The organism is Cyanobium gracile PCC 6307 (genome assembly GCF_000316515.1).
Lineage (GTDB): Bacteria > Cyanobacteriota > Cyanobacteriia > PCC-6307 > Cyanobiaceae > Cyanobium > Cyanobium gracile.
Genome location: NC_019675.1, coordinates 831,240 through 857,389, shown reverse-complemented (window position 1 = coordinate 857,389; position 26,150 = coordinate 831,240). Strand labels below are relative to the sequence as shown.

The following is a 26,150-nucleotide window of genomic DNA, read 5'->3' as shown; positions in this document are numbered from 1 at the left end:
CCATGGCGGCACCCTTCCGGCGGGGCCTGGGGCGGGGCGAAGTGTGGAGAATTCATGCGCTGGGCCAGCCTGCCGGGCTTCAGCGGCAGAATCCCCCTGAGTTCAGGCGCCATCGAACCCGTCGAACGGTTCCTGACAACAGTCCCTGACAACCGTTGCCTGGGGCAGCCTCTAGACCCTTGGAGCCCATGGGTCCCGTCCATGGGGCCGGGTCTCGGGCATCACATTCAGCCTGCCGTACTCAACCTGGGTTTTTCTCCCTGACTCCCGCGGATCGACCAATGGGTTTACGGATCGATGAAGCCACGTTTCTGGAGCGAGCCCGGTCCCGATTCGGGGGCCGATACGATTATTCGCAGATCAACTACAAGAGTTACCGCAGTCCGATCAAGATTCGTTGTCTGGAGCACCCTGTCCGGGAGATTGTGATCACACCGGAGCGCCATCTCCAGACCACCGGCGGTTGCAAGTACTGCCTCAGAAACTATCGCAACCAGACCCTCGAGCGGGTCCTGAGGTTGGACTGCGAGCCCACCGAGCGCCCCGCGCCCCTGCAGGGGCCGCCTGTGGCGGGCCCGAAAAGTAAAGCTGTGTGAGGGATCCGGCGGGTTGCCCAAGGCCAGTTTTGTTCACGGTTATCTTTCCGGGTCATTCACCTTGAATCCCTCCATGGCCCTTCCTCTGCTTGCCGCCCGACCCTCGAGCCTCAATGCCAGGGTGCCGAGTTTCGCGATCGCCAGTGAGGAATCCCCCCGCCAGGCCGTCGCCACTCTGGAGACCCGCAAGACATCTGGTGATCGTCTCAGCCTCGATGTCCAGATCGAGCAGGCCTACCGCCAGATCTTCTTTCATGCCTTCAAGGTGGACCGTGAAGCAGTGCTGGAATCCCAGTTGCGCAGCGGACAGATCACCATGAGGGATTTCATCCGTGGTCTGCTGCTGTCCCGGCGATTCCGTGAGGGTTTCTATGAATGCAACAGCAACTATCGCCTGGTTGAACAACTGGTCGGCAGGGTGCTGGGGCGGCCCGTGTATGGCGACCAGGAAAGGATCCGCTACTCGATCCTGATCGCCGAGCACGGCCTTGCGGCCCTGGTCGATGCCCTGCTCGATTCGCCCGAGTATCTCGAAGCCTTCGGTTACGACACCGTTCCCTACCAGCGCTCGCGGGTGCTGCCCGGGCGGGCCCAGGGGGAGCGCCCCTTCAACCAGCAGGCGCCCCGCTACGACGGTCGCTGGCGTGACGTCATCGCCAGCAGGGCCCCCCGCGGCTCCAGCCCCTGGTCCCCCGGCACCCCCCGTCCCGCCTGGCTCAGAGAGCAGCCCTCGCCCCTGGCCCGCCAGATCTGGCAGGGGCTGGTCACCGCCGGTGGCTTCGCCATCACCGGGCTGGTGCTCTGGACCGCCGCGGCCATGCTCAGCACAGGGGCGCCCTGAGCGTCGCCCTCCGGGAGGGATCGCCGGAGGGTCCGGGTCCGCAGCACGGTGAGCGGGATGGGTGTCTGGCTTGCTGTGCTGATGGACACAAAATCGTGCTTCCCTTGATGTCAGCCGGTGACAGCGCCCTCGCCGCCACCGCCATGCATTAGGATTTGTAAAGATTTCTTGACCTTTCGGAGGTGCTTGTCATGTTCACGCTCGAAAAAGCGACCCAGATCTTTCCGGATACCCTCTCGGCCGATGTGGTGCCGGCCCTCACCGCTCGCTTCAGCCTGCTGAGCGCCGAAGACCAGCTGGCCCTGATCTGGTTCGCCTACCTCGAGATGGGCAAGACCATCACCATCGCCGCCCCCGGTGCGGCCCGCATGCAGTTCGCCGAGCCGGTGCTCAACCGGATCAAGGCGATGACCTTCGCTGAACAGAGCCAGGTGATGGTGGATCTGGCCAACCGGTCGGACACCGACATCTGCCGCACCTACGCGATCTGGTCGGTCAACATCAAGCTCGGCTTCTGGTATCGCCTGGGTGAATGGATGGAGGAGGGCATCGTCGCCCCCATCCCCGAGGGCTACCAGCTCTCCGCCAACGCCGCTTCTGTGCTGTCCTCGTTGAAGGGCATCGATGCGGGGCAGCAGATCACCGTGCTGCGCAACTTCGTCGTCGACATGGGCTTCGACCCCAGCAAAGTGGACGGGACGGAGCGCATCGCTGAGCCGATCGTGCTGCCGACGGCACCCGAGCAGCGCACCAAGGTTTCGATCGCCGGCATCGACAACGCAACGATCCTCTCCTACATGGATCTGCTCAATGCCAACGACTTCGACAAGCTGATCCAGCTGTTCCTCCCCGATGGCGCCCTGCAGCCCCCCTTCCAGCGTCCCATCGTCGGCACCGACGCCATCCTCCGCTTCTTCCGCGAGGACTGCCAGAACCTCAAGCTGCTGCCCGAATCCGGCGTGAGCGAGCCCTCCGATGGCGGTTTCACCCAGATCAAGGTGACCGGAAAGGTGCAGACCCCCTGGTTCGGAGCTGGTGTCGGCATGAACGTGGCCTGGCGATTCCTGCTCGATCCCGAGAACAAGATCTACTTCGTGGCGATCGACCTGCTGGCCTCCCCCGCCGAACTGCTCAAGTTCGCCCGCTGAGCCGTCCGTCCACCCTCACCGCTCCGGCGGGTCCCTTGACCGGAGTGGCGCTTGCCTCTCCGGTCTTTCCGGCTTGGGAAGGCACGGGTCTGGTGCTGGGCACGGGCATCTTCGGGGCCTGGCTGGCCACCCTGGTGCTGGCCCTGCTGGCGGGTCCCGAGGGCTGGACACCGCTGACCCTCGGGTTGGCCATTGCCCTGCGCACGTTCCTGCAGACGGGCCTGTTCATCCTTGGCCACGATGCGATGCACCGAACCCTGGTGCCCGGCAGTGCCCGGCTCAATGACGGATTGGGCCGGCTGGCTCTGCTCCTCTACGCCGGCCTTCCCTATGGCCGCTGCCGCCGCCACCATCTGCGCCATCACCGGGTCCCCGGCAGCGGCCGTGATCCCGACTTCCGTCGAGCCAGCGGGGATGGGGCCCTTCGTTGGTACGCCCGGTTCATGGGCAACTATCTGTCCCTGGGGCAGTTGGTGCTGCTGCTGGCCACCTGGCTGGCCGTGGCCGGAGGACTGATGCTGCTGGAACCCGGGCGGGCGCTGGCGGTCCCCACCTTCTGGGTGCTGCCGTTGGTTCTCAGTTCGTTCCAGCTGTTTCTCTTCGGCACCTATCTTCCCCATCGCGGTGAGGGATCCACCCCTGACGGCCGCCATGCCATCCGCACTCTGGGGTACCCCCACCTGCTCTCGCTGCTGGCCTGTTACCACTTCGGGTACCACCGGGAGCACCATGCCCACCCGACGGTGCCCTGGTTCCGACTGCCGGAGTTGCGGCAGCGGCTTTCCGATCCTCACGGCCACGATGATGGTCAGGGTCACAGCCAGGGTCTCGGCCCTGGCAACGGCTCGCGCCAGCTCAGGCCTGGGCGTTAATGTCCAAATCGAGCTGTTGAGACCCATGGTGAGTGCGGTGCTGGAGTGGACGGATCAGGAGCAGCAGGTGGCACGCCGCGCCTTCGACAAGGCCCACTCCAGAGCCGCGATCGGGATCATCCGGGCCGTCCAGGCCCATGCCAGCCGCATGGACAGCGTCGAGGAATGCTGGAAACTTCATGATTTTCTCAGCATCCAGCGCCATGAAATCGAAGGGCGTTTCGATTTCCGCCTCCCCGGCTTGCTGTTCGTCTTCGCCAGCCTGGTGAAGGATGGCCTGCTGCAGGTCGAGGAGCTCGAAGGACTCGAGCGGGACAAGCTCAACAAGATCACGGCGATGTCGCGCATGTGAGGCGGATGCCGCACTTCCGCTGCACGGCTCCGCTGGGATCGCCTCCCCCGCCTGCATCTGGTCGCTGCCGCCACCCGGACGGGCTTCCCGACCCGCGCGCACGGAGGGTTCCGGCCCGCGGGGGCTGTAAGGTAGGGAAGATTCCAAGATTTCTCTCCAGCGAGCTCATCACTTACTAAAAGGGCTGTCGAAGGATCGGTTCATAGTTTTTTTCAGGTTCATGACCATCTACATCGGAAATCTTTCCTTCGACGCCGAAGTGGAAGACGTGAAGAACCTTTTTGCCCAGTACGGCGAACTTCGCCAGTGCACCCTTCCCCTCGATCGCGACACGGGTCGCAAGCGCGGTTTTGCGTTCGTCGAGATGACCAACGACGCCGACGAGACCAAGGCCATCGATGATCTCCAGGATGTGGAGTGGATGGGTCGCAGCATCCGCGTCAACAAGGCCGAGCCCCGCACCGGTGGCGGTGGCGGCGGTGGTCGCTCCGGTGGCGGCGGCGGCTACGGCGGCGGCGGCGGTGGCTACGGCGGCGGCGGTGGCCGCAGCCGCTACTGAAGTCATTGCCGGATCACCGGTCCCCGGCGGGATCCGGTTCCCTTCTCACTGCCCCTGGGTCTCCGGGGGCGGTTTTTTTTGTCTACGGTTCCGGCCCGCCGGGGGTGGCGCGTGTGGGGAGTCCGGCACGGATCGAAAGACACTCTGCTGCTGGGGCCCGTTGGCTTGGGCGGGGAGCAGATTGGGCCCATGAGTGATGCAAGCCCTCGCGGCCGTTACCGGGTCCGACCCGCTGACCAGAACGAGACCACCGTGCCCAGCGAGGTGATCGGCCCCACCTTCGACCACCGCGACGAGGCCGAGCGGTACGCCCACAGCCTGGTGCTCACCCACCAGGCCCCGGTGGTGGTCGAGAAGCTGGCGCCCGCCGGCTGCTGGCTTCAGCTCGGGATCATCGGCTGAGGCGGAGCCCCGAGCTCCCGGAGCTCCTCGGTGGCCTGCAGGCGGATCAGGTAGGCCAGGCTGGAGCCCACTCCGGTGCCGCGGTAGCGGCCGCTGACCGGCGCCGCCAGGTGATGGTCAGGCGCGGCGGCCAGGATGACGTGGCCGTCGGCCACCGCCAGACCCAGGCTGGGGTCGAATCCCCTCCACCCCCCTCCGGGCAGGTAGACCTCCGCCCAGGCGTGCAGTTCGTGCTCGCTCACCTCGGGGGGATGGTGCATCGAATAGCCGCTCACGAAGCGGGCCGCCAGTCCCTGACTGCGGCAGGCCGCCACAAAGAGCATGGCGGTGTCCCGGCAGGCTCCGGTGCGCGTGCGCAGCGTCTGGGCCGCATCGGTGGGTTCCCCTTCCAGCCGGCCGACATGGTGAAACCCGTGATGGATCCCATCGGCGAGGGCGCTGAGGAAGGCGGTGGCCGACCGGTCGACCCCGTCGGCGATGGCCTGGGCCCAGTCGCGCACGCTGGAGTCAGTCCGATCCTGCAGACAGCCCGCCAGAGAGCGGGCCTCCGCTTCCGGGTAGGTCACCGGCAGCTGCTGGGCCCCACGGTGGGTGACGATCCAGTCGAAGGGGTTGCAGCGCAGGGTCTCCACCAGCATGTCCACCGTGATCGTGAGCTGGTCGCGCTCCTGCTGGAACCAGGCCACCATCGCGTCGGTGCCATCGGGCTCGAGCACCCGGCTCAGGCCCGCCGGAGCCTCCTCCAGCCGCAACTGGTGCTCAAGGATCCTCTGGCTGCCGTCCTGGCGGGGTGTGAGCCGCAGGGCCATCGGCTCCAGGAAGACGGGACGCTCGTAGGTGTAGCTGAGACGGTGGTGGATGCGGAAGAACATCGTTCAGCCCATGGCCCCGCGCAGGACGTCCTGGAGGTCGTCATCGATGACGTAGGTGTGCAGCGGCGCCGTGTCCAGGTCCTCGACGAGGGGGAAGAAGCGGACCGAGAACCAGGCCTCGAAGAGTTCGAGGCTGCGGGGATGGGGCCAGCGGCTGCGGTCGCGGCACCAGAGGTCGAGCTCGGCGGCGAAGATGTCCCCGTAGCTGTCCAGCAGCCGGTCCTGGGCTTCCAGCTCGTTGTCGTAGGTGGGGATCAGGTAGAGGCTGTGGTCCTCCCCCAGCCCCTCCATGTCCTCGCGGGTCCAGAAGGGCCGGGTCCAGTCCACCATCGGCTGCCGGGGGGCCACCGCGATCGCGCAGCGGTTGAGAACGGCCATCGATGGTTTGTCTGTGGCTTGTACAACGCTAGCGAGGTCGGGCCTGGGGAGCATCAGCGATCGATTGTTGCCAGCCCCGGCCCCCCATGGCCACGATGTGTTCATCGCTACCCAGCCATCGGCGCCTGCCGCTGCCCGCCCGTCCCATGCATCTCCGCCGTAACCCCCTTCGCCCCAGCGTTCATCCCACAGGCCGCCGAGCCCGGTGCCCGATCCCGGCGGGGATCAGCCCTGCGGCCGGCCTGATGGCCGCAGGGCTCCTGGCCGTCGCGCCGGCGAGCCTGGCCCAGCAGGATCCCTCCGCCACGGTGCTCTACAGGCTGGCGACCCAGTGCGCGCTGAAGGGCGCCGCCCCTGTGCCCTGCACCGTGGAGGCGGTGGACAGCGGCGGGGCCACCCTCTACCGCCATCGCATCGGAACCGGCGTCGAAACGGTCCGCATCACCTCGGAGCCGGTGACCATGGCGATCTGGGCCCACGACATCCGCAACTGGCGGCCCCTGCGGGGGGCCTCGGCCCGTTTCTCCACCAACACGGTCTGCTTCAACGGCAAGGACCTCTGCGTGGTCAACCCCAACTACCTCAACAGCGTCCGGCAGGATCGCGCCAACACCCGCCTCCAGGGCCGTGATCTGGTGATGGTGCATTTCGGCGCTGACGGCCGGGTGGACGCCAGCTGCTACGACGACGCCTGCGCGCTGCTGCTGAAATGAAAACCCTCGCTGGATTCGCTCTGTTGATGGCCGGTGTGATCGCCTCCCCGGTCGGGGCTGCCCTGGCCCTGGAGACGTCTGCTTCCTCGCTCACTCCGCAGCTGATCGCCCGCGGTGGCGGGGGGGGCCGAGGTGGTGGTGGCGGCAGGGCCGCTGGAGCTGGCAGAGCCGCAGGTGGGGCACGCGCTGGCGGTGCGGCCAGGGCCCACAGTGGTTTCCAGGGTTCCGGCGGCGCCGGTGGTCTCAACCGCGGTGCGGCCCGACCCGCCGGTGGCTGGAGCGGCGGTGCCGCCGGCGGGATGGGTCGTCCCTCACTGGCTGGTCCCGTGGCACGACCTGGTGGGGTTGGAGCAGCAGGCCTCAATCGCCCTGGGGGCGTTGGAACCCCTGGCCTCAACCGTCCTGGAGGGGTTGGGACACCGGGTGTGAACAGGGTTGGCGGGGCCGGAACCATCAACCGCAACGCCAGTCTCAACCGGAACGTCAACGTCAACCGCAACTGGAACCGCGCTGTCAATGTCAACGCCATCGGCGTGCGGCCCGGCTGGGCCCGTCCCGGCTGGGGCATGGCCAGGCCCTGGAACCACGGCTGGTATGGCGGCTGGGCCACCCCGTCCTGGGGGTGGTGGGGGGCCCGGGCCGCCACCTGGGGTGTGGCCACCCTGGCGACGGCCTCCATCATCAACAGTGCTGTCGACGCCGCAGTGGCCAGCAGCCAGACGGTGATCGTGGTGCCCAACACCGAGTACCAGTTGCTGTTCGGCACGGTCCAGCCGACCGGCACCAGCACCGTGGCCTTTGACGTCAGCGCCAACGGCAGCGTTTATCAGCTGTCGGCCGACTGTCAGTCGGGCTTGCTGAACGGTCAGGTGCCGGGGAATGCCCAGGAAGCGGAACTCCTCAATGCCGCCTGTCAGGTGGCCTTCGGGACCGCTTCCTGAGCCGGGGGCTCACCAGGGCAGGGGAGCCCGCTGGGCGCCGATGCTGCAGCCCATCTGCTGACCCAGCAGGGCCCCGAGTGGCACGGCCCAAGTGCGGCCGTCCTGGCGGGAGGCGGCGTACCCCAGGCCACCGCCGATGATGCCGCCCACCAGTCGGCCGACGTTGCAGCGCTGGGCCGTCTGGGCCTGGATGTAGTCGGGGGCCACCGGCAGGTTGGCCCGGTAGCGGTCGACGTCATAGTCGGCGCGGTAGCCGCCGCCGTAGCCGTCGCCGTAGGAGGAGGGGCTGGGCAGGGTCTGCACGGGATAGGGAACACGGCGGCTGTCGACCTGACGGGGAGCGCCGGACGGGCCCCAGGGACCGGCCCAGGCCTCCAGGGGAGCGGCGACCAGGGCCAGGACGCCGGTGGTGCCCAGCAGGCCCGCGAGACGGCGGGACCCCTGACGAAGGAAGGTGTTCATGGTGTTCGCGTTGTGAGGAGCGACCCCTGAGGTGGGGCTGACATCAATCAAGCGAACCGATGTGACCGATCCATGAACGGCTGGCGGCCGATGTCCGACAGGATGCGACTACGGCCGCAGCCACGGCCTCTGCCCCACTGGCGGTGTTCAGTGCATCGCTTGTTGTACGACCCCTGGCCGGATCGCCCCGCCGTTGCCAGCGTGAACGGGAGGGTGGGAGAACCCGATGAGCTGGAGCGAACTGGAGCGCCTCGTCGATGAGGCCGAGACGGATGAGGTGATCCGCCGCGGGTTGCGCCATTGCCGCTCATGCCCGGAGCTGATCCTGGCCGCCCGCCGCCTGGGTTACCACGTCACGCGGGTGGATCTGCAGCGGGCCTGGCAGATGCACCGGCTGGCGGCACCGTCCCGGTCCGTTCCGGCGCAACGGCGCCCGGCTCCAGGAGGCTGATCTCGGCGTGCACGCATTCGGCCGTGGGCCGGAGCTGGAAGCCCAGCTTCCGGCACACGTGCTGCATGCCCCGGTTCTCGTGCAGGATCTCGGCGCTGATCCGCTCCAGTCCCTCCTGGCGGCCGATCTCCAACAGCAGACCCAGCAGGGCGGTGCCGAGCCCCTGCCGCTGCCACGGATCGGCGATCAGCATGGCGAATTCGGCCGCGTTCTCGTCGTGGATCCGGCTGAGCCGCCCCACCCCCAGCAGCTCGGCCACTGCCCCGTTCTCCCCCGCCCGCTCCGCCACCAGGGCCATCTCCCGGTCGTAGTCGGTGAAACAGATGCGGGTTAGCCGCTCGTGGGCGATCCTGTGGCCCAGGGTCATCAGATGGAAGTAGCGGAAGTAGACGCTCTGCTCCGAAAGGGTGCGGTGGAACGCCACCACCAGAGGTTCGTCCTCCGGGCGGATCGGCCGGAGGGTCACCGCTGAGCCGTCCGGCAGGTGCCATTCGCGCACGTATTCGCTCGGGTAGGGCCGGATCGCCGGCCTGGGGCTGAAGCAGGTGGCCCCGGAGGACGCCTGCAGCAGCACCCGGGCATCAAGGGCCACCAGGGCTCCTTCCCCGTCCCCCGGCGCCACCCGGAGCGGATTGATGTCGAGTTCGAGGATGGCCGGGTGCTCCAGCACCAACCGGCTCAGGCGCACCAGCAGCCGTTCCAGCGCCGCCAGATCCACCGGCGCCCGTCCCCGCACCCCCTCCAGCGCCGCGTAGATCCGGGTGCGTTCCATCAGCCGCCGGGCCAGGGTGGTGTTCAGCGGCGGCAGGGCCACGGCACTGTCCCGGAAAACCTCCACCAGCAGGCCGCCGGTGCCGAACAGGATCACCGGCCCGAACTGGGGGTCGATGCTGCTGCCGACGATCAGTTCGTAGGTCCCGGTCAGTTCCAGCATCGGCTGGACGGTCACCCCGCCGAAGGCGCTCGCCCCATGCCGGGCGACGATCGCCCCCTCCATGGTCCGGTAGGCCTGGGCCACCGCCTCCCCATTGGGCAGGTTGAGTTGGACCCCGCCGACGTCGCTCTTGTGGGTGAGTTCAGCGGAGAGCAGCTTCACCACCACCGGGTAGCCCATGGCCTCGGCGGCGGCCGTGGCCGCCTCGGCACTGACGGCCATGTGGGTGGGAACCGTGGGAATGCCGTAGGCCGTCAGTACCTGCTTGGCTTCCCATTCGTTGAGCAGGGTGCGCCCCTCGGCCCGGACCGCGGCCAGCAGCTCCTCCACCCGCCGGCGGTCGGCTTGGGACTCGCCAGCACCGGACGCCACCGCTGCCTCCGTTTCCGGTACCAGGGCCGGCGTTTCGTAGAGGGCGCGAAGGTTGTCGCTGTAGCGCCACATGGCATCGAACAGCTGCACCGCCGCATCCGGGTAGCGGTAAGTGGCGATGCCGGCGGCATTGAGCAGGCGCTCCCCCACCGCCACGTCCCGGCCCCCCATCCAGCTGGCCAGCAGGGGCTTGGTGGTGGTCGCCGCCAGGGCCACCAGCCGTTCGGCCGTGCCGGTGGGGTCGGTCATGGCCTGGGGGGTGAGCACCACCAGCAGACCGTCGCTGTCGGGGTTCTCCAGGGCCAGGCGGATGGCTGTGTCGTAGCGCCCCGGATCGGCGTCCCCGAGGATGTCGATCGGGTTGGCCCGGCTCCAGTGCTCCGGCAGCACGGCATCGAGGGCCGCCAGGGTCGCCGGCGGCAGGCTGGCCAGGGCGCCGCCGTGGCGCACCAGGGCGTCGGTGGCGAGCACGCCCGGTCCGCCGGCATTGGTGAGGATCGTCAGCCGCGGCCCAAGGGGCCGGCGGCGCTGCTTGGAGAGCACTTCGGCCAGGTCGAAGAGGTCGGCGATGCTGTCCACCCGGAGCACGCCGCAGCGTCGGAAGGCGGCATCGAGCACGGCGTCGCTTCCGGTCAGGGCGCCGGTGTGGGAGGCCGCCGCCTGGGCCGCCTCCGCCGTGCGCCCGGCCTTGATCACCACGATCGGCTTGGTGAGGGCCACCTCCCGCGCCGCTGAGAGGAATGAACGGGGGTCCCCGATCGACTCCATATAAATAACGATGCTGTGGGTCTCCGGGTCGTCTCCCAGGAAGGTGATCAGATCCCCCCAGTCCACATCGAGCATCGAGCCCATCGAGACGAAGGCGCTGAATCCCACGTTCTCCTGCAGGCTCCAGTCGAGGACGGCGGTGCAGATCGCCCCCGACTGGCTCAGGAAGCCCACATGGCCGGGTCGGGCGAAGGTGCCGGCAAAGGTGGCGTTGAGGCCGGAGCGGGGATTCATCAGCCCCAGGCAGTTGGGCCCGACCAGCCGCATGCCGGAACGGCGCAGGCCATCGCGGATGCGGGCCTCCAGGGCCATGCCCTCGGCGCCGATTTCCCGGAAGCCTGCCGACAGCACGATCACCCCCTTCACCCCCGCCGCCGCACAGGCCTCGATCAGGGCCGGCACCGTGGCGGCCGGGGTGGCGATCACCGCCAGATCCACCGCCTCGGGCACCTCCGCCACCGTGGCGTAGGCCCGGATCCCCAGCACACTGGCCCGCTTCGGATTGACGGGGTAGACGGTGCCGCCGAAGGGATGGCTGATCAGGTTCCAGAGCACCCCCCGGCCGACGCTGCCCGGCCGGTCGGAGGCGCCGATCACTGCCACGCTGCGGGGGGAGAAGAGCGCCGCCAGCGGCTGGTGCTGGGAGCGCAGGATGTCGTAGGCCCGATCGGAGGCGCCGTCGCCCCCAGCGGAGGCGAGCGCACTCATCGATACACCAGGACCGGACAGGGGGACTGGACCAGCACCCGCTGGGTCTCGCTGCCGATCAGCATCCCCACCAGGCCGCGGCGGCCGTGGGAGGCCATCAGTATCAGATCGCATCCCAGCCGGGTGGCGGCCTCGACGATGGCCTGGTGGGGCAGGTCGCTCATCACCTTCTCGCCATCGGCGCGGACGCCGGCCTGCCGGGCCACCGCCAGGGACTCCTCCAGGATCCGCTCCACGTCCTTGCGGCTGGCGCTCATCAGGGCCTCCATCGTGGTGGCATCGAGCATCTCGCCGAGCCCCACCACCTGCACCGGCACGCTGGCCTGGGCATGGAAGAAGGTGATACGGGCCCCCAGGGCCGCGGCCAGAGCCACGGCATGGCGCACGGCCTGCATCGAGAGGTCGGATCCGTCGCTGGGAACCAGGAGGTGGCTGTAGGGCATGGGAGCTGGGGGTCTCCCCTCTGTCTACTCATGGCCCCAGATCAGTGCAGGGGATCGCTGATCACCAGGACCGAACAGGCCAGCCGCCGCAGCAGCCCGGTGGCCTGGTCGCTGGCGGGAATCGGCAGGCCCTCCACCAGGCGCCGCAGGGAGCGCAGGATCACCAGATCGTGGCTCTCGCTGCTGCGCTCGATCGCGTCGGTCACGTTCCCATCGGCCATGAGCTCCACCGTCACCGGCACGGCCCCACCGGCCCTGGCGGGGGACGGGACCCAGGCCTGGAGCTGGCGGGTCAGCCGCTCCCGCTCCGCCTGGGCCAGCCAGGGTTCATGCACATGCAGCAGCGTGATGGCGGCCCCCTCCCCGGGCGGGCAGGCGCTCAGCAGCCGCTCCGCCAGCTGGAACTGCTCCAGGGCGCCGGCGGAGAGGTCCTTCACCGGCACGAGCAGCCGCCGGAAGCCGGTCGGATCCTCCCCCAGCCGGGCCATCACCACCGGGCAGTGGGCCTGACGGCAGATGGCAGCCACCAGATCGCCGAACAGCCAGCGCCCCAGCCGGGGGCCGCTCGCCACCCCGACCAGCACCAGGTCGGCCCCCTGCTCCAGGGCCGTCCGGGCGATGCCGCCCGGGATGTCGTTATCGACCCGTAGGAGGGAGCGGCTGGGCACCCCCGCCGCCGCGGTGCAGACATCGGCCCGCTCCAGCCGCTGCCGCCCCGCCGCCAGGGCCCGGTGCACGACGGGGGGATGGGGGCCGCGCCCCGCCCCGGCCTGGCGGGGCGACACCACCGCCAGAGGCAGCACCAGGCCCTGGCGGCCCGCCTCGCCGTCGATCAGGCGCCCCGCCAGGGCCAGCAGGAACCCCTCGCTCCTGGCGTCGCTGACCGGCACCAGCACGCGCAGGGCCCGTCGCACCAGGGCCAGCTGGCCGCTCTCCTGCACGCTGAGCTCCCGGGAGCGGCGGCTGGCCATCCGGGTCATCGCCACCGTGGTCAGGATCGGCCCCAGGGTCGCCGTCACCACCATCAGGGCCAGCACGCTGTTGAGCATCCGCTCATCCAGCAGGCCCTGGCGGAACCCCACGTAGGTGGCGGCCAGGGTGGCGGCCACCTGGGGCAGCGACAGCGACCAGAGGGTGAGCATCTGGGGCCCGTCGTAGCGGTAGAGCAGACCCGACCACCAGGAGGCCAGCCCCTTGCTGGCGATCAGGCTCAGGATCAGGGCAATGGCGAAGGCCGAGCCCGTCATGGTGCTCAGGAACACCGGCACATCCAGCAGCAGGCCCAGATCGATGAAGAACAGGGGGATGAACAGGCTCGCCCCCACCACCACCACCTGCTCCTTGACGCGGCCGTCCGGCAGCACGCCGTTCACGGCCAGGCCGGCGAGGAAGGCGCCGACGATCTTCTCCACGCCGGCCAGCTCCGCCCCCACCGCCGCCAGGAACAGGGCCAGCAGCACCGCCACGAACAGACGGCTGTCGCCATCGACGCTGCGGCGGATCAGGCCCCGGCCCAGCCAGCGGATCAGCAGCAGCACGGCGGCGGCGTAGACGGCCACCTTGAGCAGCAGGCCCACCACCCCCTCAGCGCTCAACTGCCCCCGTCCCAGGCTGACGCAGAGGGCCAGCACCACCAGGGCGGCGATGTCGGTGAAGATCGTGCCGCCGATCGCCACCGTGACGCACTCCTCCCGCATGGCGCCGAAGCTGCGCACGATCGGGTACCCCAGGGGGGTGTGGGAGGCCAGGATCGAGCCGATCAGCACGGCGCTCACCGCCGGGTAGCCGTAGGCAAACCCCAGCATCGTTCCGGCCAGCATCGGCAGGGTGAAGGTGAGCAGCCCGAAGCGGAAGGACCGGGCCCGGATCCGCCGGAACTCCCCCAGGTCGATCTCCAGCCCGGCGATGAACAGCAGGTAGATCACCCCCACGTCCGAGAGCAGCCGCACGGTCTCGCTGGTCGACACGAGCCAGCCCAGGCCGTGGGGACCGATCGCCACCCCCGCCGCCAGCAGCCCCACCAGATCGGGCAGCCGCAGCGGCCGCACCAGGGGGGGCACCACCACGCTCAGCACCAGCAGCAGAGCGAAGATCGCCAGGGGATTGCCGGCCAGGAAGGTGCCCACGGGAATCGGGAGGGACGGCAGGGTGGTCCTCCAGGCCGTCCTAAGAGCGGCGCCGCCGGCGGTCGCCCTGCCCGCGTCGTCTCGTAACGGGCCCGCACCCGCCCGCGCCCGCCACCAGAATCGGCACCATGACGCAGTCCGCCTGGCGCCAGCACTGGTTTCCGGTCGCCTACCTGCGGGATCTCGATCCCGCCAGGCCCACCGCCTTCACCCTCCTCGATGAGGACCTGGTCCTCTGGTGGGACCGCGCCGGCCAGCTCTGGCGCGCCTTCGCCGATGTCTGCCCGCACCGGCTCGTGCCCCTGAGCCAGGGGCGCATCAATGCCGGGGGCGAGCTCGAGTGCCCTTACCATGGCTGGAGTTTCGCCGGTGACGGCCACTGCACCGCCATCCCCCAGGCCGAGCCGGGGGCGAGCCCCAGCGCCGTGCGATCCCGCTGCCGCGCCTACGCCACCGCCGAGGCCCAGGGACTGCTGTTCGTGTTCGCCGGGGAGGAGGCCGACGCCGCGGCGGTGCCCCTGCCCCTGGTGCCGGTGCTGGAGGAGCCGGGCTGGTTCGTGCAGGACACCTTCCGGGACCTGCCGATGGATGCCCTCACCCTGCTGGAGAACGTGCTCGATGTGAGCCACGTGCCCTTCACCCACCACCGCACGGTGGGCAAGCGGGAGAACGCCGCCCCGGTGGTGGCGACGATCACCAGCTCCGGTCCGGAGGGGTTCACCGCCCTGTGGGAGGAGGGGCCCCGCCGGGGCAAGCTCGGCAGCCAGTCCACCACCTACGCCGCCCCCGGCCTGATGTGGCACGACCTCACGGCGCCCAGCTTCGCCCGCATCCTCACGGTGGTCTACGCCACGCCGATCCGCCGCGGTGAGTGCCGCCTGTTCGCCCGCTTCCCCTTCCAGTTCGAGTCCCGGCTGCCTCCCCTGCTGCTGGGTCTGCGGCCCCGGTGGCTGCAGCACATCGCCAACCACACCGTGCTGGAGGACGACCAGGTGTTCCTGCACTGGCAGGAACGGGTGCTGGAGCAGCGGGGCCGCAGCGGCGGGGCCGAGCGGGCGTTCTTCCTGGCCACCGGCGCCGATGTCTACGTGAAGGCCCTGCACGACTGGGTCAACGCCCACGACGGCGACCCCTTCCCCGGCCAGCCCCTGCCCCCCCGCTTCGATCGGGCGGCGCTGATGGACCGCTGGGAGAGCCATGGTCGCCACTGCGCCTCCTGCCGCGGGGCCCTGGAGGGGCTGCGGCGCTGGCGGCCACTGGTGCAGGCCATCCCCTGGCTGGCCCTGCTGGCGATCACCTGGTGGCGGACGCCAACGGTGCTGGTCGCGGCCCTGCTGCTGGCGGGGGCCGCGGTGCTGCTGGCCCGGCGCTTCGATCGCTGGGAACGTCTGCTGCTGGCCGGGGATGGCGAACCGCCCCGCAACCGGCCCGACTGAGGGTCCGGGAGCGGCGATTCAGCCTTTCCAGCCGGCCAGGTGGGAGGCGGCCCTGGAGCGCACCAGGGAACGGGCGGCCGCCAGGGCCGGGGCCAGATTGGCGGAGCTGAAGGGGGGCAGGGGGCGGCTGCGCAGCCAGGCTCCCCAGCGGAATTCGTGGAAGGGGATCAGGGGGGCCGGCTCGATCATGCCCTCCTTCTTCAGTCTCCAAACGAGGGAGCGGTAGGGGTCGTCCTGCAGCTCCGGCAGGCGTTGCGGCAGGGCCGACGGGACCAGGGGGCCATGGCCGCGGCCGTCGTAGAGGTACAGCCAGCCCCGGGCCTGCAGTTCGGCGAGCACCGCCTGGGGCGGATCGGCCGGCCGATCGAGCACCAGGTAGCCGTAGGCCATGGCGCCGGGATCCAGCTCGATCAGTCCCCGCAGGCGGTGATGGCGGTCGACCATCCAGAGGGCGTCGCCCGCTCCGCGCACGAGGGGAACGGGTTTGCCGCGCAGGTAGCGCAGGCGCTGCTCCGCCGTCTCCAGGGAGAAGTCCTGTTGGCGGCTGCGCACCTCGGCCAGGCCCACGCACATCTGGGTGGGCCGCAGATCGGCGATGGCGACGCTGAGCAGGTCCGCCTTCGGACCCGGTGGGGGCAGGGGCCGGTACGGGGGCAGGTGCAGGCTCATGGGTGCCGGTGGCTGAACCCATCCTGACCGCTCCGCGCCGAAGCCCATCGCCGGGGCTCAGCCCTGGGAGAGGACCGTGCCCAGGCCGATCTGGTGCAGGATCCCCTGGCCGGTGTCACCCCCGGGAATAGGGTCAATCCAGCCACGGATGTCCATGACCACCGCCCCTGACCGAGCCATCGCTCCGGAGGGACCCCACGGCCCGATCGGGGTGCTGGTCTGTGGCCACGGCAGCCGCAACCGTCTGGCGGTGTCCGAATTCGCCTCCCTGGCCCACCAGCTCCAGCACCACCTCGCCCCGGTGCCCGTGGACCACGGCTACCTGGAATTCGCCCGGCCGATCCTGCGCGACGGCCTGGACGCCCTGCGCCAGCGCGGGGTGCGGCACGTGCTGGCCGTGCCGGCGATGCTGTTCGCCGCCGGCCACGCCAAGAACGACATCCCCTCGGTGCTCAACACCTACGCCGCCGAGACCGGGCTGCGCATCGACTACGGCCGGGAGCTCGGGGTGGACCTCAAGATGATCCAGGCCGCGGCCGCCCGCATCCGCGCCGCCCTCGAGCGCGCCGATGCCGACGCCCTCGCGGCCGGCCGCAGCCCCGTGCCGCTGCACGACACCCTGCTGGCGGTGGTGGGGCGTGGCTCCTCCGATCCGGATGCCAACTCCAACGTGGCCAAGGTGACCCGGATGCTGGTGGAGGGCTTCGGCTTCGGCTGGGGGGAGACCCTCTATTCCGGTGTCACCTTTCCCCTGGTGGAGCCGGGCCTGCGCCAGGCCGTCAAGCTCGGCTTCCAGCGCATCGTCGTCTTCCCGTACTTCCTGTTCTCCGGGGTGCTGGTGAGCCGGATCCGCCAGCACAGCGAGCGGGTGGCCGCCGACCATCCCGCGCTGGAGCTGGTCCAGGCCGGCTACCTGGGCGACCATCCCCTGGTGCTGGACACCTTCCGGGAGCGGGTCACCGAGGTGCTGGGGGGCGATGTGGCCATGAACTGCTCGCTCTGCAAGTACCGGGCCCAGGTGCTCGGATTCGAGCGGGAGGTGGGGGCGCCCCAGCACAGCCACCACCACCATGTCGAGGGGCTGGTGGAGAGCTGCAACCTCTGCGAGCGGGAATGCACCGGTGCCTGCCAGCCCGACGGCGTGCCCGTGCCGCTGGGGGGGGCTGGCCAAGGCCACGGCCAGGAGGGCCATCACCACCACCACCCTGTCTATCCCCATGCCGACCACCCGCTGGGTCCCCGCACCCTGCGGCGGCCGAGCGACTGACCAACGGGGCACCCACGCCAGGGGCGCCATCCTCGCCGGTCTCATCTCTCTCTGCGTCCAGAGAGACTGAGTTCTGATCACTTGTTCCGATGGTTCGGGGGTTTCCCCCACCGGTGCGCCGTTTTCCCCCGTTTTGCGGCACTTTTCCACAGATCTCGGCCTTCTGGCCGCTTCGGGACGTCAGGGCTGGGGAAAGTCATGGATGGCTTGGAACAGCCTTGACAGCGTCCGCCGCTGGCGGTCCGCCGCTCCCGTGTTCTGCAACACCTCGCCCGCAGCCCAGCCGGGGCCGCGAGTCTCATCCCATGCCCCTGACGGGGCCACGCCGCGGCCGGATTTTGACGCCGGCCATCGCCTGTGGCGTACTTGGAGCGAACTCAGCGGAATCCCAGCAGCATGGCCATGGATCCTGAGCACCCGGGGTGCGGCGGCGACGAGGCGAGTGTGAGCCTGGAAGCCGAGGTGCCGGAGGTGCTCTACGCCGGCATGCGCGAGTTCATCGACGCCCACCCGCACTGGGACCAGTACAGCGTCATCACCTCCGCCCTGGCCGGCTTCCTGTTCCAGAACGGCTGCCAGGAGCCCGTGGTCTCCCAGCACTACCTCGACGGCCTGTTCCAGAAGCCCTGAGGTCTGGAGGGGCCAGGCCGATGGAGCGCACGAAGACGATCGCACGGACCAGGCCGGCAGAGGCCAAAAAAAAGCGAGGGTGCCAACCCCCGCCGATGGTTTTCTCCCTTGCCCGACCCTTTGGAGGTCGCCCCGTCATTGTGCGCATGGGGGCCCGCCAAGATTGTGGTGATCGACACCAGCTGTGCCCTGCTGTGACGGCTCCCTGACCGGACCGCGTGTTCAGTGCCGCCGCATCCCGGCGGCGGCGGCGGCGCAGGCCCGCCAGGTGATCGCCATCTCGGTGAGGGTGGGGCTCTGCCAGCCGGCGCTGGGCCAGCAGGCCCCATCGGTGACCAGGACGTTCTCGGCCCCCCAGCAGCGGTTCCAGGGGTCGACGACCCCCTCCTCTGGGCGTTCGGCCATGCGGGCCCCGCCCAGTTCGTGGATGTAGTAGCCCGGTGGCGGCGGCTCCGGACGCACCGCCAGGCTGTTGCGGATCAGCGGTTCGAGCACCGGCAGCACGAACAGCTCCTCGATCGGCCGGATGCGGCCGCCCGCCGCGGCCACCACGTCCTCCATGCGCGCCTGCATGTGAGCCACCATCGCGGCCTCGTTGGCCTCCCAGCGGCAGTCGATGTGGGGGATGGGCAGGCCCCAGGCGTCGGTGCGGGAGCCATCCAGGCTCACCCGGTTCCCCGCCTGGGGCAGCACCTCCCCATGGCCGATCAGGAAGCCCACCGCCTCCCCGGGCCGGCGCCGCAGCAGGGCAGGGGGATCGAAGCGCTGCAGGGCGGCCCAGATGCCGTAGCCGCGCAGGAAGGCTTCCGAACTCCCCGCGTCGAGGTTCACGGTGTTGGGGATGAAGCAGCTGCCGGCCCCGGAGAGCTCGGCCGGTTCGCGGGGCGCCGCGATGGCGGGGATCGAGAAGAAGCGGCTGGTGGAGATGTGGTCCATCAGGCAGCGGCCCAGGCTGCCGGAGGGGTCGCTGAGGCCACCGCTGCGGACGGCGTCGCTCGAGTGCAGCAGCAGCCGCACCGTTTCGATCGTGGAGGCGCAGAGCACCACCAGGGGGGCGGCGAGGCGCTCCCTCCGGCCGCTGGCCGCGTCCACCAGCACCACCGCTTCGGCCTGCCGCCGGGTCGCGTCCATCTCCAGATGGCTCACCACCGCACCGCTGCGCAGCTGCACCCGGCCCGTGGCCAGGGCCCTGGCCAGGCAGTTGCCCTGGGCGCTGGAGGGGGGCCAGGGGGCCTCCGGCGTGGGCCGATGCAGGCGGAAGCCGCGGGAGTGGATCAGGGGCAGACCCAGCTCTCGGCCGATCGCCCCCTGCAGGTGTTTCTCCCCCGGCGTGAACGGCAGGGGCGGCCGGTAGCTCCCGTCCGGCAGCTGGGGCAGGCCGTCCCGCTGGCCGTGCACCCCCAGCAGGGTCTCGAGGCGGTCATAGAAGGGGGCCAGCTCGGCGGTGCCGATCGGCCAGGCTGGGCCATGGCCGTCCCGCCGGCCCGCCTGGAACTCCGCCTCCGAGAGGCGCAGGGTGATGCCGCCCCAGGTGAGGCTCTTGCCCCCCACCTGGCGGCCCCGGGTCCACAGGAACGGCGCGTCTTCCGGGGTGCTGTAGGGGTTGAGGCGTTCGTCGACGAACAGCTCCGGGTTGTGCTTCCAGAACCCCGGATGGTGCCGCTGCAGGCGCTGGCGGCCGCTGCTCAGGTGGGAGAGACGGCGCAGGCTGTTGAGCGGTTCGCTGCCCAGGGCCCGGCGGGCGGAGAGGTCCGGCCCCGCCTCCAGCACCAGCACCCGCAGCCCGGCCTCCGCCAGCACCATGGCCGCCACCGAACCGTTGGCCCCCGCCCCCACCACGACCGCGTCCCAGGGGATCTCGCTTCCGGCGGTGGTGGATGGGGCGGCGGACATCGGCAGGCGAACCGGTCCCGGCATCATGCAGGAGCGGCGGTGGCGCAGGGAGCCCGGCTGACGGGTCAGGCGGGTCAGCCCGTGGCCCCAAAAACAACAACCCCCCAGCGGCTGGCTGGAGGGTTGGTGGGTGACAACCCTTGGAGGGTTGTGGATTTGGTGGCGGGGAGGAGATTTGAACTCCTGACCTTCGGGTTATGAGCCCGACGAGCTACCAGACTGCTCTACCCCGCGTCGCACACGTGGACGGCGGATGTCCGCGTCGCACCTGTGAATTGTATCAGTCGATGCCCCCACCTCAGGGGCGGGCCCCGTCGAAGCGCAGCTCGCCGATCACCTCCAGGCGCAGGTGGTCGGCCGGTGCCAGGTAACGCTGGCGCAGCTCCACCAGGGTGGTGGGGGTGAGCCACTCGAGTTGCTCCAGCAGGTGCAGGGCCACCGCCTGCTTGGCCCGCCGGGCCCCGTCGTCCACCTTGATGGCCACCCCCATGCCCTCGCCCACCCGGCTGAGGCACTGGATGCCTTCGGCGCCCCCCTTGCTCAGCACCTGGCCGTGGCCCAGGCGCATCAGTTCGGTGTCGAACTGCCCGTCCCCGGCGATCAGATCCGGGTGGGCGAGCATGGCCCGGCTGAGCCGCTCCAGGTCGGCCTGCTCGCCGCCCCCGAGGTGGGCGAACAGCAGGGCCATCTGGGCCAGCTGCAGCTGCAGGGTGGGGGCGCCGCAGTCGTCTCGGGCGCTGATCAGTTCGGCCCCCGGCAGCCCCAGCAGCTCGCCGACCCGCTTAACCACCGCCTGCTGCAGGGGATGGTCGGCCTGGAGATAGCTCTCGAGCGGCCAGTGCATCTGCCGGCAGGCGGCCAGGAAGGCCGCGTGCTTGCCCGAGCAGTTGTGCTCCAGCGGACTGCTGGCGCCGGCGGGGGTGGGGCACTGGAGGTCCTCGGTGTCGAGCTCCGCACCCCAGAGCAGCTTGAACGCCTCCCGGGCATGCAGGGCGGTGCCGGCATGGGAGGCGCAGGCAATCGCCAGGCCCCGCTCGCCGGCCCCCATCCGGTCGGCGGCGCCGCTGCCCACGAAGACGGTGGCCTGGAAGGGCTTGAGGGCGGAACGCACGAAACTCAGCTGCTGGGGGTCGCCGGCGCGCATCAGCACCCGGCCCCGCTGGTCGCAGACCACCGCATGCACCCGGTGGCGCGACTCGACGATGCCGTTGCGCAGCAGGCGGACCTCCAGGGGGGGAATGCCGGGGCGGCCCGGGCCGGCGAAGCTGGAGGACAGGGTCATGGGGGAGGAAGCGGATCCGCGGAGGCCGACCTCAGAGAGCCTGGCAGAGCCCCGACCCGAGCAGCATCAGGGTGATGGCGATGGCGACCGCCTGGCGCAGGCGGGCCAGCACCGGCTGCACCTGGTGGCGGGCCACCAGCAGATCCTGCTGGCGCCAGGTGATCGGCTTCTCCCACACCTGGCCGTCGTACCAGCCCGATTCCTCGTACTCCACCCGCTCCGAGACCAGCCGCTTCTGGACGTAGGTCCAGCCGAGCCACTGGCGCAGCAGCAGCACCATGGGCAGGAGCACGGCGGCGGTGGCCGCGGCGATCACCAGCCTGACGGGCTCATGGCGGAGCGTCAGGCTGCCACTGGCCACCAGCAGCGCCGGGGGGAAGGAGAGCAGCCAGGAGAGGGCCAGGGCCCGCCACAGTCCCGCTGGGCCATGGGCGGGCCAGTGGAAGAACCAGGAGTTGCTGAGCTGGTCGTACTCCTGCAGCGGCCGCTGGGCCGGAGGCACCGGGCAGGGGGTGTCCTGGCTGGGCAGGCTCGGAACGCCGGCGGCCATCGCTGCGTCCCTCAGCCGCCGACCGGGCCGGCGCCGCCCACCTCGAGGGGGGCGCCGACGTAGCGCTCCTGCTCGCCGTGGCCCCAGAACGACTCCAGGTCGTAGTAGCTGCGCTCCTGGGGGGTGAGCACGTGCACGATCAGCTCGCCGTAATCCAGCAGCACCCAGCGGCCCTCGCTCTGGCCCTCGCGCCGCAGGGGCAGGCGGGCGGCGTCGGTTTCGAGCCGGTCTTCGACGGAGCGGGCGATGGCCCGCACCTGCACGTCGCTGAGGCCGCTGCAGATCACGAACCAGTCGGCCAGGGACGACACCTCATCCACCCGGATCAGGCGGATGTCGACCGCCTTGCGGTCGTCGCAGGCCTCGGCGGCCAGCAGGGCCAGGTCGCGGCTATCCATAGACGTTCTCGCTGGTGACCGACTGGCGGGAGCCCTGCTGCTGGGCCATTTCGGCCCGGGCCTTGCCGGCGCTCTTGCGCAGGGCCTCGAGGCGGTCTTCGTAGAAGGTGCGGCGCCGCTTCTTGCGGGTCTGCTCCACCAGCTCCTTGAGGGCACCCCCCAGGCTCTTGTAGGCGTTGGGCAGGCTGTAGCCGAAGCGGCAGGCCAGGTCGATGGCCCGCTCGTCGGCCAGGATTGCGTCCTGGAGTCGCTTCTCAGAGTTGTTCTTGAGGTAGAGGCGGTAGCCGGCGAAGCCTGAGAGCCCCAGGGCCATCACCAGCAGCAGACCGTCCTGCACCCACAGCTCGCCGATGGCGCCCCCCAGGCCGATGGCCAGGGCGGCCATCTCCCAGCCGTCCCGAGGGATGGCGTCATTCTGGATGCGGCCCACCTCGTGCCAGAAGAGCAGGTTGCGGTGATCCAGGGCCAGGGCGTCCCATTTCTCCAGATCCACCTGGATCTCCACCTCGTCGCGGCCGATCTCCTCGATGGTGATCAGGGGAGGATCGACGGAGGCCGCGGCTTCCACGAACACCCAGCTCTGCATCTCAGGGGGCAGCAACCCCTTCAGGCGCTGGAGTTCGCTCATCGGCGGCGTCTCGGGCGAAGGTATCCCGTCAGATTAGCGATTGCCTGCGGTGCCAGCGGCGCCGGCAGGCCGGTCGGGACGGCGACCGTGAGAGGCTGGGCGGGTTTGCCCGACCACGCCCTATGCCCCGCCGCACGGATCTGAGGCGCATCCTGCTGCTGGGGTCGGGACCGATCGTGATCGGCCAGGCCTGCGAGTTCGACTATTCCGGCACCCAGGCCTGCAAGGCCCTGCGGGCCGAGGGCTACGAGGTGGTGCTGGTGAATTCCAACCCGGCCTCGATCATGACCGACCCGGACCTGGCGGATCGCACCTACATCGAGCCCCTGACCCCCGAGGTGGTGGCCCGGGTGATTGAGCTGGAGCGCCCCGATGCCCTGCTGCCCACCATGGGCGGCCAGACCGCCCTCAACCTGGCCGTCGCCCTGGCCGAGAACGGCACCCTGGAGGCCTACGGGGTCGAGCTGATCGGCGCCGATCTGGCGGCGATTCGCAAGGCGGAGGACCGGCTGCTGTTCAAGGAGGCCATGGCCCGCATCGGCGTGGCCGTCTGTCCGTCCGGGATCGCCAACGACCTGGAGGAGGCGATCCGTGTCGGCGATGCGATCGGCACCTACCCGCGCATCATCCGGCCGGCCTTCACCCTGGGGGGATCGGGCGGCGGCATCGCCTACAACCCGGAGGAATTCCAGGCCTTCTGCAAGAGCGGCCTGGAGGCCAGCCCCGTCTCCCAGATCCTGATCGAGAAATCCTTGCTGGGCTGGAAGGAGTTCGAGCTCGAGGTGATGCGCGACACCGCCGACAACGTGGTGATCGTCTGCTCGATCGAAAACCTCGACCCGATGGGGGTCCACACCGGTGATTCGATCACCGTCGCCCCCGCCCAGACCCTCACCGACCGGGAGTACCAGCGACTGCGCGACCAGTCGATCGCCATCATCCGCGAGATCGGCGTCGACACCGGCGGCAGCAACATCCAGTTCGCCATCAATCCCGCCAACGGGGATGTGGTGGTGATCGAGATGAACCCCCGGGTCAGTCGCAGCTCGGCCCTGGCCAGCAAGGCCACCGGCTTCCCGATCGCCAAGATCGCCGCCCGGCTGGCGGTGGGCTACACCCTCGACGAGATCGTCAACGACATCACCGGTGCCACGCCGGCCTGTTTCGAGCCGACGATCGACTACGTCGTCACCAAGATCCCCCGCTTCGCCTTCGAGAAGTTCCGCGGTTCCCCGGCCGTGCTCACCACCTCGATGAAGTCGGTGGGGGAGGCCATGGCCATTGGCCGCAGCTTCGAGGAGTCCTTCCAGAAGGCCCTGCGCTCCCTGGAGACGGGTCATGCGGGCTGGGGCTGCGACCGCCCCGATCCGCCCCAGGATCCCGCCGACCTGGAGCGGCAGCTGCGCATCCCCTCCCCGGACCGGATCCATGCGGTGCGCGCCGCCATGGTGGCCGGCCGCAGCGACGACGAGATCCACCGGCTCAGCGCCATCGACCCCTGGTTCCTGGCCAAGCTGCGCCGGATCCTGACGGTGGAAACCACGCTGCTGCGGGGCCGTTCGTTGGAGGCCATCGCCGCCGCCGACCTCCTGGAGCTCAAGCAGACCGGCTTCTCCGACCGCCAGATCGCCTGGGCCACCGGCAGCGACGAACTCACGGTGCGCCGCCGGCGCCAGGCGCTGGGGGTGCGGGCCGTGTTCAAGACGGTCGACACCTGCGCCGCCGAATTCGCCTCCTCCACGCCTTACCACTACGCCACCTACGAGCGGCCCCTGGAGCGGCTCGAGGCCGATGGCTCCCTCACCCTGCTGGCCCCCGAGGACGAGGTGACCCCCGAGACCCGCCGCAAGGTGATGATCCTGGGGGGCGGCCCCAACCGCATCGGCCAGGGCATCGAGTTCGACTACTGCTGCTGCCACGCCTCCTTCGCCCTGCGGCAGGCCGGGTTCGCCACCGTGATGGTGAACAGCAACCCGGAAACCGTTTCCACCGACTACGACACCAGCGATCGCCTGTACTTCGAGCCCCTCACCCTGGAGGACGTGCTCAACGTCATCGAGGCGGAGAAACCCGAGGGGGTGATCGTCCAGTTCGGCGGCCAGACGCCCCTGAAGCTGGCAATCCCCCTGCTGCGCTGGCTGGAGAGCGAGGAGGGCCGCGCCACCGGCACCCGCCTCTGGGGCACCTCGCCCGAATCGATCGACCGGGCCGAGGACCGGGAGCAGTTCGAGGCGATCCTGAGGCGCCTGGAGATCCGCCAGCCCCGCAACGGCCTGGCCCGCAACGACGGCGAGGCCCGGGCGGTGGCGGCGGCCGTCGGCTACCCCGTCGTGGTGCGTCCCAGCTATGTGCTGGGGGGGCGTGCCATGGAGGTGGTCTTCGACGAGGAGGAACTCAACCGCTACATGGTGGAGGCGGTGCAGGTGGAGCCCGACCATCCGGTGCTGATCGACCAGTACCTGGAGAACGCCATCGAGGTGGACGTCGACGCCCTCTGCGACCGCCAGGGGACGGTGGTGATCGGCGGCCTGATGGAGCACATCGAGCCGGCCGGCATCCACTCCGGCGACTCCGCCTGCGCCCTGCCCTCGGTGTCCCTGGGGCCCGAGGCCCTGGCCACGATCCGCCGCTGGAGCACGGAGCTGGCCCTGGCGCTGGAGGTGCGCGGCCTGATCAACCTCCAGTTCGCGGTGCAGAACGACGGCGCCGGCAACGAAACGGTGTTCATCATCGAGGCCAACCCGCGGGCGTCCCGCACCGTGCCCTTCGTGGCCAAGGCCACCGGCGTGCCCCTGGCCAAGATCGCCAGCCAGCTGATGGCCGGCCGCACCCTGACGGAGCTGGGCCTGCTGGCGGAGCCGCGGCCGCCGCGGCAGACGGTGAAGGAGGCGGTGCTGCCCTTCAAGCGCTTCCCCGGCGCCGACACCCTGCTGGGGCCGGAGATGCGCTCCACCGGCGAGGTGATGGGGATCGCCGCCAGCTTCGGCCTGGCCTACGCCAAGGCCGAACTCGCCGCCGGTGAACCCCTGCCCACCAGCGGCAGCGTGTTCCTCTCCACCCACGACCGCGACAAGCCCGCCCTGGTGCCGGTGGCCCGCGCCCTGCTGGCGGCGGGATTCACCCTCACCGCCACCAACGGCACCGCCGCGATGCTGAGCCAGGCCGGCCTGGCGGTGGAGCCCGTGCTCAAGGTGCACGAAGGCCGGCCCAACATCGAGGATGCGATCCGCTCCGGCCTGGTGCAGCTGGTGGTCAACACACCGGTGGGCCGCCAGGCCGCCCACGACGATCGCTACCTGCGCCTGGCCGCCCTCGACTACGCCGTGCCCACCGTCACCACCATGGCGGCGGCGCGGGCCGCCGTGGAGGCTATCGCCGCCCTGCAGCAGCAGCAGCAGGTGGAGGTGGCGGCCCTGCAGGACATCCACCCGCCCTGGGTAGGGTGAACGCCCGATCGCC

Annotated in this window: 25 protein-coding genes and 1 tRNA gene; 13 read left to right on the top strand and 13 right to left on the bottom strand. The window is 70.1% G+C overall.

The window, feature by feature from the left end; translation table 11 throughout:
• The first annotated feature begins 669 nt into the window (after nt 1-669).
• From CYAGR_RS03940 to CYAGR_RS03915, 6 genes are all read left to right on the top strand, one after another.
• On the top strand, nt 670-1,437 hold the full coding sequence (locus CYAGR_RS03940; protein ID WP_015108484.1) for a phycobilisome rod-core linker polypeptide: 768 nt from the start codon (nt 670-672) through the stop codon (nt 1,435-1,437).
• 191 nt (nt 1,438-1,628) lie between these two features.
• Nucleotides 1,629-2,585, top strand: a complete 957-nt coding sequence (locus CYAGR_RS03935; RefSeq protein WP_015108483.1) for an orange carotenoid-binding protein — start codon at nt 1,629-1,631, stop codon at nt 2,583-2,585.
• A gap of 44 nt (nt 2,586-2,629) precedes the next feature.
• Nucleotides 2,630-3,457 (top strand): fatty acid desaturase, encoded by an 828-nt coding sequence (locus CYAGR_RS03930; protein WP_083891344.1) that lies wholly within the window; start codon nt 2,630-2,632, stop codon nt 3,455-3,457.
• Between the two features lie 25 nt (nt 3,458-3,482).
• The gene (locus CYAGR_RS03925; RefSeq protein ID WP_015108481.1) at nt 3,483-3,809 is read left to right on the top strand and encodes a hypothetical protein; all 327 of its coding nucleotides are present in this window, start codon (nt 3,483-3,485) and stop codon (nt 3,807-3,809) included.
• 220 nt (nt 3,810-4,029) lie between these two features.
• Nucleotides 4,030-4,368 carry an RNA recognition motif domain-containing protein gene (locus tag CYAGR_RS03920; protein WP_015108480.1) on the top strand — a complete coding sequence of 113 codons (339 nt, stop codon included), beginning with the start codon at nt 4,030-4,032 and terminating at the stop codon, nt 4,366-4,368.
• Between the two features lie 189 nt (nt 4,369-4,557).
• Nucleotides 4,558-4,770 (top strand): hypothetical protein, encoded by a 213-nt coding sequence (locus tag CYAGR_RS03915; RefSeq protein WP_015108479.1) that lies wholly within the window; start codon nt 4,558-4,560, stop codon nt 4,768-4,770.
• On the opposite strand, the gene CYAGR_RS03910 is transcribed toward CYAGR_RS03915, so the two are convergent.
• Together CYAGR_RS03910 and CYAGR_RS16320 are read right to left on the bottom strand one after the other, a co-directional pair.
• On the bottom strand, nt 4,749-5,642 hold the full coding sequence (locus CYAGR_RS03910; RefSeq protein ID WP_015108478.1) for a transglutaminase family protein: 894 nt from the start codon (nt 5,640-5,642) through the stop codon (nt 4,749-4,751). The two genes, CYAGR_RS03915 and CYAGR_RS03910, sit on opposite strands and share 22 nt — an antisense overlap.
• A 3-nt stretch (nt 5,643-5,645) precedes the next feature.
• Nucleotides 5,646-6,020 (bottom strand): hypothetical protein, encoded by a 375-nt coding sequence (locus CYAGR_RS16320; RefSeq protein WP_015108477.1) that lies wholly within the window; start codon nt 6,018-6,020, stop codon nt 5,646-5,648.
• A 245-nt stretch (nt 6,021-6,265) separates the two neighbouring features.
• Between CYAGR_RS16320 and CYAGR_RS03900 the strand changes: the two genes are divergently transcribed.
• The 3 genes from CYAGR_RS03900 (at nt 6,266) to CYAGR_RS18135 (ending at nt 7,674) form a co-directional block, all read left to right on the top strand.
• A complete protein-coding gene (locus tag CYAGR_RS03900) occupies nt 6,266-6,733 on the top strand; it encodes a hypothetical protein (RefSeq protein WP_043325404.1) in 468 nt (155 codons plus the stop codon).
• Nucleotides 6,734-6,847: 114 nt separating this feature from the next.
• On the top strand, nt 6,848-7,162 hold the full coding sequence (locus CYAGR_RS03895; RefSeq protein WP_015108475.1) for a hypothetical protein: 315 nt from the start codon (nt 6,848-6,850) through the stop codon (nt 7,160-7,162).
• Nucleotides 7,159-7,674 (top strand): hypothetical protein, encoded by a 516-nt coding sequence (locus tag CYAGR_RS18135; protein ID WP_015108474.1) that lies wholly within the window; start codon nt 7,159-7,161, stop codon nt 7,672-7,674. Before CYAGR_RS03895 ends, CYAGR_RS18135 begins: the two co-directional genes overlap by 4 nt.
• 9 nt (nt 7,675-7,683) lie before the next feature.
• On the opposite strand, the gene CYAGR_RS03885 is transcribed toward CYAGR_RS18135, so the two are convergent.
• From CYAGR_RS03885 to CYAGR_RS03870, 4 genes are all read right to left on the bottom strand, one after another.
• Complete coding sequence (locus CYAGR_RS03885; RefSeq protein ID WP_015108473.1) at nt 7,684-8,136, bottom strand: hypothetical protein; 453 nt, start codon at nt 8,134-8,136, stop codon at nt 7,684-7,686.
• A 353-nt stretch (nt 8,137-8,489) separates the two neighbouring features.
• The gene (locus tag CYAGR_RS03880; RefSeq protein ID WP_015108471.1) at nt 8,490-11,369 is read right to left on the bottom strand and encodes a bifunctional acetate--CoA ligase family protein/GNAT family N-acetyltransferase; all 2,880 of its coding nucleotides are present in this window, start codon (nt 11,367-11,369) and stop codon (nt 8,490-8,492) included.
• Nucleotides 11,366-11,812, bottom strand: coding sequence for a universal stress protein (locus CYAGR_RS03875; RefSeq protein WP_015108470.1), 447 nt, complete (start codon nt 11,810-11,812; stop codon nt 11,366-11,368). Before CYAGR_RS03875 ends, CYAGR_RS03880 begins: the two co-directional genes overlap by 4 nt.
• A 41-nt stretch (nt 11,813-11,853) precedes the next feature.
• A complete protein-coding gene (locus CYAGR_RS03870) occupies nt 11,854-13,938 on the bottom strand; it encodes a cation:proton antiporter domain-containing protein (protein ID WP_015108469.1) in 2,085 nt (694 codons plus the stop codon).
• 128 nt (nt 13,939-14,066) lie between these two features.
• Here CYAGR_RS03870 and CYAGR_RS03865 point away from each other — a divergent pair, with 128 nt between their 5' ends.
• The gene (locus CYAGR_RS03865) at nt 14,067-15,374 is read left to right on the top strand and encodes an aromatic ring-hydroxylating dioxygenase subunit alpha (RefSeq protein ID WP_015108468.1); all 1,308 of its coding nucleotides are present in this window, start codon (nt 14,067-14,069) and stop codon (nt 15,372-15,374) included.
• Nucleotides 15,375-15,392: 18 nt separating this feature from the next.
• On the opposite strand, the gene CYAGR_RS03860 is transcribed toward CYAGR_RS03865, so the two are convergent.
• Nucleotides 15,393-16,043, bottom strand: coding sequence for a ParB-like protein (locus CYAGR_RS03860; RefSeq protein WP_043325399.1), 651 nt, complete (start codon nt 16,041-16,043; stop codon nt 15,393-15,395).
• 154 nt (nt 16,044-16,197) lie between these two features.
• On the opposite strand from CYAGR_RS03860, the gene CYAGR_RS03855 reads away from it, so the two are divergent.
• On the top strand, nt 16,198-17,310 hold the full coding sequence (locus tag CYAGR_RS03855; RefSeq protein WP_015108466.1) for a sirohydrochlorin chelatase: 1,113 nt from the start codon (nt 16,198-16,200) through the stop codon (nt 17,308-17,310).
• A gap of 396 nt (nt 17,311-17,706) precedes the next feature.
• Complete coding sequence (locus CYAGR_RS03850) at nt 17,707-17,940, top strand: DUF2811 domain-containing protein (protein ID WP_015108465.1); 234 nt, start codon at nt 17,707-17,709, stop codon at nt 17,938-17,940.
• Nucleotides 17,941-18,162: 222 nt separating this feature from the next.
• Here CYAGR_RS03850 and CYAGR_RS03845 read toward each other — a convergent pair whose 3' ends face one another.
• The 6 genes from CYAGR_RS03845 to CYAGR_RS03820 form a co-directional block, all read right to left on the bottom strand.
• Nucleotides 18,163-19,833: a GMC oxidoreductase gene (locus tag CYAGR_RS03845; protein ID WP_015108464.1), complete on the bottom strand. Its 1,671-nt coding sequence runs from the start codon at nt 19,831-19,833 to the stop codon at nt 18,163-18,165.
• 157 nt (nt 19,834-19,990) lie between these two features.
• A tRNA-Met gene (locus tag CYAGR_RS03840) sits at nt 19,991-20,067 on the bottom strand.
• 64 nt (nt 20,068-20,131) lie between these two features.
• Complete coding sequence (locus CYAGR_RS03835; protein ID WP_015108463.1) at nt 20,132-21,115, bottom strand: asparaginase; 984 nt, start codon at nt 21,113-21,115, stop codon at nt 20,132-20,134.
• Nucleotides 21,116-21,146: 31 nt separating this feature from the next.
• Complete coding sequence (locus CYAGR_RS03830; RefSeq protein ID WP_015108462.1) at nt 21,147-21,665, bottom strand: CGLD27 family protein; 519 nt, start codon at nt 21,663-21,665, stop codon at nt 21,147-21,149.
• Between the two features lie 11 nt (nt 21,666-21,676).
• A complete protein-coding gene (rsfS, locus tag CYAGR_RS03825) occupies nt 21,677-22,063 on the bottom strand; it encodes a ribosome silencing factor (RefSeq protein ID WP_015108461.1) in 387 nt (128 codons plus the stop codon).
• Nucleotides 22,056-22,691: a DUF3318 domain-containing protein gene (locus CYAGR_RS03820; RefSeq protein ID WP_015108460.1), complete on the bottom strand. Its 636-nt coding sequence runs from the start codon at nt 22,689-22,691 to the stop codon at nt 22,056-22,058. The genes rsfS and CYAGR_RS03820 overlap by 8 nt, the downstream gene beginning before the upstream one ends.
• A gap of 122 nt (nt 22,692-22,813) precedes the next feature.
• Here CYAGR_RS03820 and carB point away from each other — a divergent pair, with 122 nt between their 5' ends.
• Nucleotides 22,814-26,137 carry a carbamoyl-phosphate synthase large subunit gene (gene carB, locus CYAGR_RS03815; protein WP_015108459.1) on the top strand — a complete coding sequence of 1,108 codons (3,324 nt, stop codon included), beginning with the start codon at nt 22,814-22,816 and terminating at the stop codon, nt 26,135-26,137.
• Nucleotides 26,138-26,150 lie beyond the last annotated feature (13 nt).